At 50.0% G+C, this 10,369-nt stretch carries 8 protein-coding genes and 1 pseudogene; 7 read left to right on the plus strand and 2 right to left on the minus strand.

The features are described 5' to 3' along the window. Positions 1-313 (minus strand): restriction endonuclease subunit S domain-containing protein (locus FD07_RS10970; protein ID WP_057161947.1); only part of this gene is annotated, 313 nt, incomplete at its 3' end. 80 nt (positions 314-393) lie between these two features. Here FD07_RS10970 and FD07_RS10975 point away from each other — a divergent pair. From FD07_RS10975 to FD07_RS11000, 6 genes and pseudogenes are all read left to right on the plus strand, one after another. Continuing rightward, positions 394-909 (plus strand): annotated as a pseudogene (locus FD07_RS10975) (restriction endonuclease subunit S); the annotation flags it as partial. Positions 910-1,258: 349 nt separating this feature from the next. After that, positions 1,259-1,447: a 2-hydroxymuconate tautomerase gene (locus FD07_RS10980; RefSeq protein ID WP_020090404.1), complete on the plus strand. Its 189-nt coding sequence runs from the start codon at positions 1,259-1,261 to the stop codon at positions 1,445-1,447. A gap of 176 nt (positions 1,448-1,623) precedes the next feature. After that, the gene (gene glpK / locus FD07_RS10985) at positions 1,624-3,123 is read left to right on the plus strand and encodes a glycerol kinase GlpK (RefSeq protein WP_020090403.1); all 1,500 of its coding nucleotides are present in this window, start codon (positions 1,624-1,626) and stop codon (positions 3,121-3,123) included. Positions 3,124-3,188: 65 nt separating this feature from the next. Continuing rightward, positions 3,189-4,055 (plus strand): helix-turn-helix transcriptional regulator, encoded by an 867-nt coding sequence (locus FD07_RS10990; protein WP_020090402.1) that lies wholly within the window; start codon positions 3,189-3,191, stop codon positions 4,053-4,055. A gap of 143 nt (positions 4,056-4,198) precedes the next feature. Next, positions 4,199-5,833, plus strand: a complete 1,635-nt coding sequence (locus tag FD07_RS10995) for a glycoside hydrolase family 43 protein (RefSeq protein WP_020090401.1) — start codon at positions 4,199-4,201, stop codon at positions 5,831-5,833. A gap of 865 nt (positions 5,834-6,698) precedes the next feature. Next, complete coding sequence (locus tag FD07_RS11000) at positions 6,699-7,847, plus strand: ArgE/DapE family deacylase (RefSeq protein WP_020090400.1); 1,149 nt, start codon at positions 6,699-6,701, stop codon at positions 7,845-7,847. 84 nt (positions 7,848-7,931) lie between these two features. On the opposite strand, the gene FD07_RS11005 is transcribed toward FD07_RS11000, so the two are convergent. After that, entirely contained in the window at positions 7,932-8,744 is an 813-nt protein-coding gene (locus tag FD07_RS11005) for a Cof-type HAD-IIB family hydrolase (protein WP_020090399.1), read from the minus strand. 218 nt (positions 8,745-8,962) lie between these two features. Between FD07_RS11005 and FD07_RS11010 the strand changes: the two genes are divergently transcribed. After that, entirely contained in the window at positions 8,963-10,333 is a 1,371-nt protein-coding gene (locus tag FD07_RS11010) for an RsmF rRNA methyltransferase first C-terminal domain-containing protein (protein ID WP_020090398.1), read from the plus strand. Positions 10,334-10,369: the final 36 nt, after the last annotated feature.

The following is a 10,369-nucleotide window of genomic DNA, read 5'->3' on the forward strand; positions in this document are numbered from 1 at the left end:
TGCACTTGATTTGACAATTGGGGTCTTTTTTGGCAGTCAGGAAGAATAGAGTATCCACTGTCCAAAATGGAGCAATTAGAAATTGCGGATTATCTATCGTTCCTTTTCTGCCAATTCCAATTGCATCTACATCTGATAATGAATCATCCACACTCAACATATATCCGCCCGTTCCATACACTGGAATACTTCCCGACTTCAAACTTTTATAGTCTCTCCCTGAATGTACGTCTACTATCTTACTAAGCTGATCCGTTTCCCAAGCACTTGAATGACCTTTTTTTATAACCTTGGGAATTAAACATTGCTTCATTATCTTCACCTCAATTCCACTCGCTGCTCCCAAGCATGACCTGATTTTTTAAGTAATAATCGACTCTTACCTGGGAGCAGCGTAAGTTAGGACAATTATATAAAAAATCAAAGTGTAAGAATGATTTATCATATGATTCCAACCAGACGATTTCGGTTGCGACTATGTCTTGGAGCTCATCGAATGTTGATTCATCAGATACTTATATGAAGACCTATAATATTTTCAAAAAAGGTGATATTGCTTTTGAGGGACATAAAAGTAATGAATATAAATTTGGAAGGTTTGTATTAAACAACCTTGGAGATGGGATTGTTTCTCATATATTTGATGTGTTTAATCCGATTACTCCAGGTGATCAAAACTTTTGGAGTTACTTTATTCATAACGATCAGCAAATGCATCAAATTCTAGCTAAATCAACCACACAGGCTACTATGATGAACAGTCTCGTTGCACGGGATTTTATGAAGCAATCTATAAATGTTCCCAAATATGAAGAGCAGACACAAATTGGTGGCTTACTTAAATCTATTGATAACCTTATCGTTGCCAATGAACGTTACCCATATCCTGCGAAACAGAACGTTAAGTAATATTGCCAAACATCATTTAGCAAAAAGTTATGAATAACATCCAAATTAAATTAATGTAATACATTCAAAACAGAACTGTTTCGAAGTAAAATAGCCAAGAAAACAGTCAAAGGAATGCCAATCGAAGTAATATTAAACAAAATCCAATCATCAACGAATTATCTGCATATTCATACACGCGATTTCCTCAAACTTTCTCAAATAGCTGGTATTTAGTTTCGTCAATCAAATAATCAATCACGTCCAACAATCATTACCGGCCACAAACAATATTTCACCGTAAATTCTTGTCGCTTACCGCATTAACCGGTATAATAGCCATATTCATACAGAGAAGGGAACGAAAATAATGCCAATTGTTAACATTGATTTGATTGCGGGCCGTTCACAAGCCCAACTCAAGGCCTTAGTTCAAGACGTGACATCTGCTGTTACCAAGAACACTGGTGCCCCAGCCGAACATGTCCACGTCATCTTACGCGAAATGCAACCCGACCGTTACGGTGTGGCCGGCGTTTTGAAGAGCGACGAAAAGTAGTAAAAATTTCCAAAATCTTATAAACCGCCACCAACCCCGATACTCTCGTCTTGGTGGCGGTTTCATTTACAAAAACATTTGGCGCGGCGAGCACTTTTCGGTATACTGGTAACAAGTGCGACATCACGGTGGATTTAGGCCGTCGCTTACAACGAATGAATGGAGAGTCTATGACAATGAATGATCAACAATACATGATGGCAATTGACGAAGGGACGACGAGTACCCGGGCTATTTTATTCGACCGGCACGGCCAAATTGCGGGACAGGCACAGCGGGAATTTCACCAGTACTTTCCCCAGCCAGGTTGGGTCGAACACGATGCCAATGAAATCTGGAATGCGGTTCAATCCGTCATTTCTGACGCGCTGATTGATTCCGACGTGCAACCTTACAAGGTGCGGGGAATCGGGATCACCAACCAACGGGAAACCACGGTCATCTGGGACAAGAAGACCGGCGAACCCATCTACCATGCAGTTGTTTGGCAATCTAAGCAAACCAGTGATCTGGCCGATCAACTGAAGGCAGACGGCTACACCGACGCCATTCACGACAAGACCGGGTTGGTCATCGACTCCTACTTCTCTGCGACCAAGATTCGTTGGATCTTAGACCACGTTGAAGGGGCCCAGGAGCGCGCTGAACGCGGCGAACTCCTCTTCGGGACCATCGACACCTGGATTCTCTGGAAGCTGACTGGTGGCCGGGTTCACGCCACGGACTACACCAACGCCAGTCGGACCATGCTGTACAACATTCACGATCTGAAGTGGGACGATGACATCTTGAACTGGATGAATATTCCAGCCGCCATGTTACCCGAAGTGCGCTCGTCTTCTGAAATTTACGGCTACACCGCTGGTTACACGTTCTCTGGGGTTCAGGTGCCCATCGCTGGTATCGCTGGGGACCAACAGGCTGCCTTATTTGGCCAGACGGCCTTTGACAAAGGGATGGTCAAGAACACTTACGGTACCGGGGCCTTCATCGTCATGAACACCGGGGAAGAGCCAACCTTATCTCACAACGGTCTGTTGACCACGATTGCTTATGGTTTAAATGGCAAAGTCACTTACGCGCTGGAGGGGTCGATCTTCGTGGCCGGTTCCGCCGTACAATGGTTACGTGACGGGATGCGGTTCTTCGAGCACGCTGGTGAGTCTGAAAAGATGGCGGTCGATGCCAAGACGACGGGGAACGTTTACGTGGTGCCGGCCTTTACTGGGTTGGGTGCGCCGTACTGGAACCAAGAAACGCGTGGGGCCGTCTTTGGCCTGACTCGTGGGACTACGCGTGAACAGTTCGTGCGGGCAACGGTGGAAGCCATCGCCTACCAGACGCGAGATGTTGTGGATACCATGACCAACGAGACCGGATTGCACATTCAATCTCTGAGTGTCGATGGTGGGGCAGCCAACAATAACTTTCTGATGCAGTTCCAGGCGGATATTCTGGATACGCCGATCAAGCGGGCGGCCATCAACGAAACGACCGCGCTGGGGGCTGCTTACCTGGCTGGTTTGGCTGTCGGGTTCTGGCCCGACATGGACGCCATTCGGAAGATGCACGCTTTGCGGGATGAATTCACCCCACACATGGCGGCTGACAAACGGGAAAAATGCTACAAGGGCTGGCAAGCCGCTATCAAGGCGACCCAAGCCTTCGAAGATTAAGTGATTGTTTCGCTACCACCGGCCCGCGTTGGCTGGTGGTAGTTTTTGGTTAGGAGGAAAACGGGATGGCAATCGACTATTTACCGGTGATCAACACGCACTTTACGCTGTTCGGTGGTCATCAGGAGACCGTTCCCGCCGACTGGCAATGGCCGGCCGAGGAGCACCCGGCCTTTGAGCTGATGTACATTTTAAAAGGCCGACAACGGACCATTACCGAAACGGGCGAGCTCGTCTTACAGGCCGGAGAGTTCACGGTGATTCCAATCGAGACGCGCCATACCAATTATGCGTTGGACCACCGACCGATGACGTACTTCTGCATGCACTTTAATCTGGACGATCCGGCGCTACGTTACCTGTTGATTCGCGAGTATGCTGGCCGGGTCATCACGCCGGCCGATGCAATTTACCCGGCGTTGCGGACCCAGGCCGAGCACCTCATGGCGATGATCGGTCCGGACTATAACTTGGCCGACCAATTGGATCTGCAGGTGAGTGTGATCGACGTTATCATGACACTGGTCAAGGATCTGAAGGTCGCCGGGAAATTCAAGCCACACGCCGCCGACGTGGACCAGTTCATGCTCTGTCACCAGTTGGCCAGTGACCTGAAGGCCCAGTTGGACTATCAGATCTATCACGCCGCCGAACCCCAGCAAACATCCGTAGCGAAGATCGTTGCGGCCCGGAATATTTCGCAGAGCTACGCCTTGAAGCTATTTCAGAAGTATTATCACGAGTCGCCGCAGCAGTATCTAATTGCTCTCAAATTGGCCACGGCGAAGGAACTCCTGTGCCAGCCCAAGGCCCGAATCAACGCGGTTTCGGCCAAGCTGGCTTATGCGTCTCCGAGTCACTTCACGCGGGAATTCAAGAAGCATTTTGGGCAAACGCCTCGTGCGTACATGCGTCAGGAAAAATTAGAATAGTACGAATTAGGGATAGTTCTATACGGATTATCCTCTTTTTTTGTCACTGAAAACGCGTACAATGTTTACTGTAAGCGCTTAATGGAACTGCTATTTAAAAACGACCGTCAGTTGACGGCCACTATTCAAGGAGGATTTTATCCATGACTGAAATTCAAAATCCAATTCTACCCGGCTTCACTCCGGACCCTTCAATCCTGCGAGTCGGTGAGGACTACTACATTGCCACGTCGACCTTTCACTGGAACCCCGGGATTCAGGTCTACCATTCAAAAGACTTAGCCAACTGGGAACTGATTGCCCATCCATTGGCTGATGTGCCCGAGGTAGATCTGCGGGGAACTATGACCCCCGGTGGGATTTGGGCACCAGATTTGTCCTACGACAATCAGACAAAGCTATTCTGGATGACCTACAGCAAGATGAATAATCAGGACGGCCGGATGTTTGACGCCGACAACTATACCATGTCGTCCAAGAGTATCCTGGGGCCTTGGAGCAAGCCCGTTTACCTCAATTCCATCGGCTTCGATCCGTCACTGTTCCACGATGATGATGGCCGTAAGTGGGTCGTCACGCTGGAATGGGAGACGCGGTTGGGGTATCAACACCCTGGGGCCATTGTCTTGGAAGAATTTGACCCTAAGCAGGGCAAATTAATCGGTGATCCCGTCCGCATCACGCGTGGTGGTACCGACCGTGGGGCCCAAGAAGCACCGCATTTGTACAAACACGACGGGTACTACTACCTGATGACGGCGGAGGGTGGGACCGGTTATGGTCACGCAGTCGTCCTACAGCGGTCTAAGAACATTGCCGGGCCGTATGAATCCGATCCCCAGAATCCTATCATCACGTCGACGCCGTACTACTATTACCGGCGTAATGACCCGGATGCCGGGCGCCCAGACCTGTACAACCCAGATGCACCGCTACAGAAGGCGGGTCACGGGTCATTGGTTTCTACCCAGACGGGTGAGTGGTACGTTGCCCACCTGTCTGCGCGGCCATTACCTGGACTGCATTCCATTCTCGGTCGGGAAACGTCACTCCAAAAGATGGTCTGGACGGATGATGGCTGGTTACGGATGGCCGATGGTAGTAACCTGGCTAAGGCCTCGACACCGGGGATGACTGGCGTTGAGCTAGAACGTGCTCAGCGGCCATTTACACTGATCGATGACTTTGGTAAATCAACTCTGGACCTGCACTGGCTCACGCCATATGGACGTCCTAATAAAGACTGGTTGACGTTCCAAGACCAAGGCCTGCGGATGCGCGGGCGTCAGTCGTTCTTCTCGCGGATGGACGTCTCTCTGATGGCCACGGCGGTTACTGGATTCCACGAGACGGTGACGACCAAGCTGAAATTCAAGCCAATTCACTTTTCACAGTCGGCAGGACTAGTCTTGTATTACGACAACCACAACTGGCTGTTTGAACGATTGAGCTACGACGAACGCAACGACCAAACGGTGTTAGACGTGGTTCAGGCCAAGGATGGGGAACGAACCGAACTCGAACCCATCAAAATTCCGGTGGCCAGCTCAGCCGCTGAACTCCGGGTCACGACCGATGATGCCCAGGCACAGTTCTCCTGGCGTGAAAACATTAACGCCAAGTGGGCGCCGGTTGGTAAGCCCGTCGACATCAGCTACCTGTCTGATGAGGATATCGATGGCTTCACGGGGTTGATGGTCGGGATCGGTGCTTGGGATGCCTACCGGCGCGAGTCATACGCCGACTTCGGCTGGTTCATGACGGAGACGCAGGGTTAATCATGGCTAAATACTAAAAGATAAATGCGAGGTTGCTGTGAGCTAGTCGCACTGCGGCTGTCAGAGATTCCGCCTGCTGTGGGGATCGGTCCAAGCCATAGTGCGGTCTTGGACCTCGACTTGAAGCCGTCAAAGTTCGGACGTCTTCAAGCTCGTCCCAGGACCTAACCTGACAAAAAACGTCAGCTAGGGTCCTCGTCACGGCCGGCTCCATCTCTGACCACCTCCGGCTTAGATTGGTTCTCTGCAAAAATATTGGTGCTCACGATTAATACTGGGGTCCTCAAATCATCATGTTGTAACTATTTGATTCGGGTTGAACTGTCAAATTTAGTGCTAATGGTTTTGCCGGAATAATTACGACTAAGTAAATTGTGAATTTGCAGTAAATATACTGATTGAAAGTCTTATTTGGAGAAAGCTATTCCTCTTAATGAGGCTTTTTGCTATATACAAATGGACAAAATCTTCGTAATTATTATGTAGATTAAGAGCTTTTTTGAATATTTTGGTTAAGCTTGCAGCAGATTAGACTAAATATTAGATGTAGTTTGTTCAAAAGTGCTGAGTTGCCAATTATATGTATCATACAACTAATTTAATGCGATAGTTTATCAAAATAATGAGACTGACTTGGCGATTTTTACATTAGTAATAGTATAGGGGTCACTTGGACGGGAGAAGACGGATTTCAAAAGTGCACAAATTCTGTGGCAGAGATGAGGTGTCGCCTGTAGGTCGCATCCAGTTGATAGAGTGGTTAGTACCATGGCAGACAAATCGGTGCCGAATTCTATGTGGGGGCAAATAAGTGAGATTCGCAATTATTTGCGTTAAAATCGACTTAACTAAGGAGGAATCAGCGATGGCAGTGTTTACAGATGAACAGAAATTACAGATTCTCACGGACTTGGTGGCGATTCGATCGGTCAATGATCACGAGACCGATGTGGCCACCTATCTCCAGCAGTTGTTAGGCCAACATGATATTCAGGCCCAGCTCGTTCCCTTGAGCGATTCGCGGGCTAACTTGATTGCGGAAATCGGTTCCGGGCATCCGGTGCTTGGCGTTTCTGGTCACATGGATGTGGTTGCGCCGGGCGACGTTAACGCCTGGTCATCCGATCCGTTTCAAGTCACGGCCCGGGCTGGGAAGCTCTACGGTCGTGGCATTACGGACATGAAAGCCGGACTTGCGGCGCTGGTCATCGCGATGATCGAGCTCCATGCGGCCGGACAGCCCGCAAAGGGGACAATTCGACTGATGGCAACCGTGGGTGAAGAAGTCGGCGAGACTGGCTCTGAGGCCTTTTATGAGGCTGGTCACATGGATGATGTCGATGGCCTGCTTATCGGTGAACCCACTGGCTATCACATTTTCTCCGCCCATAAGGGGTCTATGGACGTTAAGCTGACTTCACAGGGCAAGGCAGCACACAGCTCAATGCCCGAACTGGGTCAAAATGCGATTGATCCGCTACTGTCGTTGCTGGGTCAGGCAAACGAAGCCTTCCGAAAGACTGACCGCGTGAACGCTGCTCTCGGAAAGTTAACCTTCAATACGACCGTCTTCAACGGTGGTGACCAGGTTAACTCGATTCCGGCAGTGGCCACGGCGGAAATGAATATTCGGACGATTCCCGAATTCGACAATGCCACAGTCACACAAGTCTTACAGCAGCTAGTAACGCAGGAAAATGAGCAGGGTAGCCACGTGACGATGGATATTTACATGTCCCAGTCACCCGTCGAAGAGCCCAAGGATAATGCGTTGAGTGATTTAGCGGCCACGATTGGGGCGACCTATGCGGGGGAACCCGTTCCGAAGTTGGCGTTACCCGCAGTTACCGATGCGTCTAACCTGTTAAAGAATAAGGGGCACAATTACCCGTTCATCGTCTTTGGTCCCGGTAATGAGACTGCACATCAGGTCGATGAATATGTGGATCGGCAGATGTACTTGGACTTCACCGAGCTCTATCAGAAGTTAATGACGTCGTATCTTGGGGACTAACTGGATTTTTGGGTTTAAATTTTTCTAGAGATCATCAAAAAAACGCGTGAGCCCCCAATCGAGTTCACGCGTTTCGTATCACAGCTATTCGGCTAGTTTGAGATAGTCTTGTAGGTAGGTGGCCAGACCGTCGTGATCGTTGTCACGAGCAGTCATGTCGTTAGCCAGCGCCTTGATCGGTGCGGTGGCGTTTTGCATGGCCACGCCCCAACCGGCGTAATCGATCATTGCGGCATCATTGTGTTCGTCGCCAAAGGCAATGATATTTTTCCGGTCAATTTGGTAGTGGTGAGCCAGTGCCTCAACACCAGTGGCCTTTTGGACCCCTTTGACGCCCAACTCAACCACGGCGTTAGGTCCGCCCCACGGCGCTGCATCCACGACATCGTTAAAGTTGTGGTGCAGATAGCTCAGTAGGTGGTCCTCGTGGCTACGATCAACGGCGACCGTCAGGCTGATGGGATTTTGTTGGAGCGTTTTTTGATTTAAAATTTCGTTGGACTGCAGTACCGTTGGGAAGAAGCCAACTTCGACGGGATGGTCGCGTGCGGCCAAGAAGAGATTCTTTCCCTCAGCGGCAATCATGTTGATACCCAGCTCAGCACGGTGAGCCAAGAGATCGAAGGCAACATCCTTACTGAACGTGTACTGGTATTCATCATCCCAGTGTTGGTGGGGGATGTGGCCCAGACTCCCGTTGAAGTTGATCATGGGCCCATCCAGATGTAATTCATCGTAAAAGTTTGCGGAGATGCGGTTTGGCCGACCCGTCACGATACTGACGATGTGACCGGCTTCGCGCGCCTGAGTCAAAACGGTTTTCGTCTTGGCAGAAATCTGGGCGTCCGCATTTAAAGTGGTACCATCAAGGTCGATGGCGATTAATTTTCGTTCCAACAGAGAACACCTCGCATTAGTGGTTTAGAGTCGTGTAAATTGCGTAAAGTAACCCTCTTAATGTAACATATCTCAGTGCGACTTGCATCCATTTCACCCAGCTCCGGGGTAGTGCTAACGGGGCGAAACGGGTATAATAGGCAGAGTGAATTTGAGCGAATTAGCATTATGTATATAGCAAATAAATTAATTGTAAGATACAAAATGGAGGAATAACGGTGAATTTACCTGAAGACTTTATCACGAAGTACAGCGACCTGTTGGGCACAGAAGCCGATGCCTTTTTAGCGAGCTTTGACACCCCTAGCCTGAGTGGCTACCGGGTCAATCCGGCCCATCATGACTTGCCAACGAAATTAACCGCAGCTGAGCCAGTCCCTTACGAGCTGCTTGGCCATTTTGGGACGGTCGGTGGGCGGACGTTGATGCATCAGAGCGGGGCCGTTTACAGTCAGGAACCGAGCGCGATGTTTGTCGGTGCTACGGCGGCCCCGAAACCGGGTGAGAAGGTTCTTGACCTGTGTGCCGCACCTGGTGGAAAAACGACCCATTTGGCCAGTTATTTACAGGGAACTGGCCTGCTAGTGACTAACGAAATTAATCACAAACGGGTCAAGGTGCTCGCAGAAAACGTTGAACGTTTTGGTGTGCGGTCCGCTTTGATCTTAAATGAATCTCCAGATCGACTGAGCCCAGTTTTCCCCGATTACTTCGACAAGGTATTGGTTGATGCGCCGTGTTCTGGTGAAGGGATGTTTCGCAAGGATCCCGATGCCATGTCCTACTGGTCCCTCGATTACGTTCAGGATTGTGCAACGCGGCAACGTGAAATCATGACGGAAGCTTTGAAGATGGTGAAGCCCGGTGGTCAACTGATCTACTCGACGTGTACTTTTGCACCCGAGGAAGACGAACAGATGATGGCCTGGGTGTTGGATAACTTCCCAGAGTTCCACCTGGTGCCAATTAAGAAGGTCGGCGGTGTCGTGGATGCTCGTCCAGAATGGGCCAACGGTAATCCGGAACTCAAGAAGGCAGTACGGCTGTTCCCGCACCTGATGAAGGGTGAGGGTCACTTTGTGGCGAAGCTCGAACGTGACGCCGGTGATGCACCAGCCGTTCACGGCCAAGCCAAGTTGGGCACGCCGTTGACGGGTGATCAACGAAAGTTGTGGCAAGCCTTTGCAACTGAAGTTCTGGGGCAAGATTCGTTTGACAATTTAATCACCGTCAAGGATCAACTATTTGCCGTTCCAGCTGGGCTACCTAACCTGAAGAAGTGCCACGTGTTCCGGCCCGGCTTACATTTAGGAACGTTCAAGAAGAACCGGTTCGAGCCGGCTTACGCGTTGGCCTTGGCGAGTGACCCGCAAACGGTGACCCAGACGCTGGCCATCACTACGAATCAGTGGCGGGCCTGGGTTCACGGCGAGACTTTCACGTTGGCAACGGCGCCGCAGAAGGGTTGGTACCTATTAACGTGTGACAGCCAGCCGGTTGGTTTCGGTAAAGTCGTTGGTACGACGGTGAAGAATTTCTTCCCTAAGGGCCTGCGCTTTACGGTTTACGATGAAGATTTACAGGATTAAGTAGTTTGTTGGTAAGCACCTAATAACTGACCGTCT

This window comes from Levilactobacillus parabrevis ATCC 53295 (genome assembly GCF_001434055.1).
GTDB lineage: Bacteria > Bacillota > Bacilli > Lactobacillales > Lactobacillaceae > Levilactobacillus > Levilactobacillus parabrevis.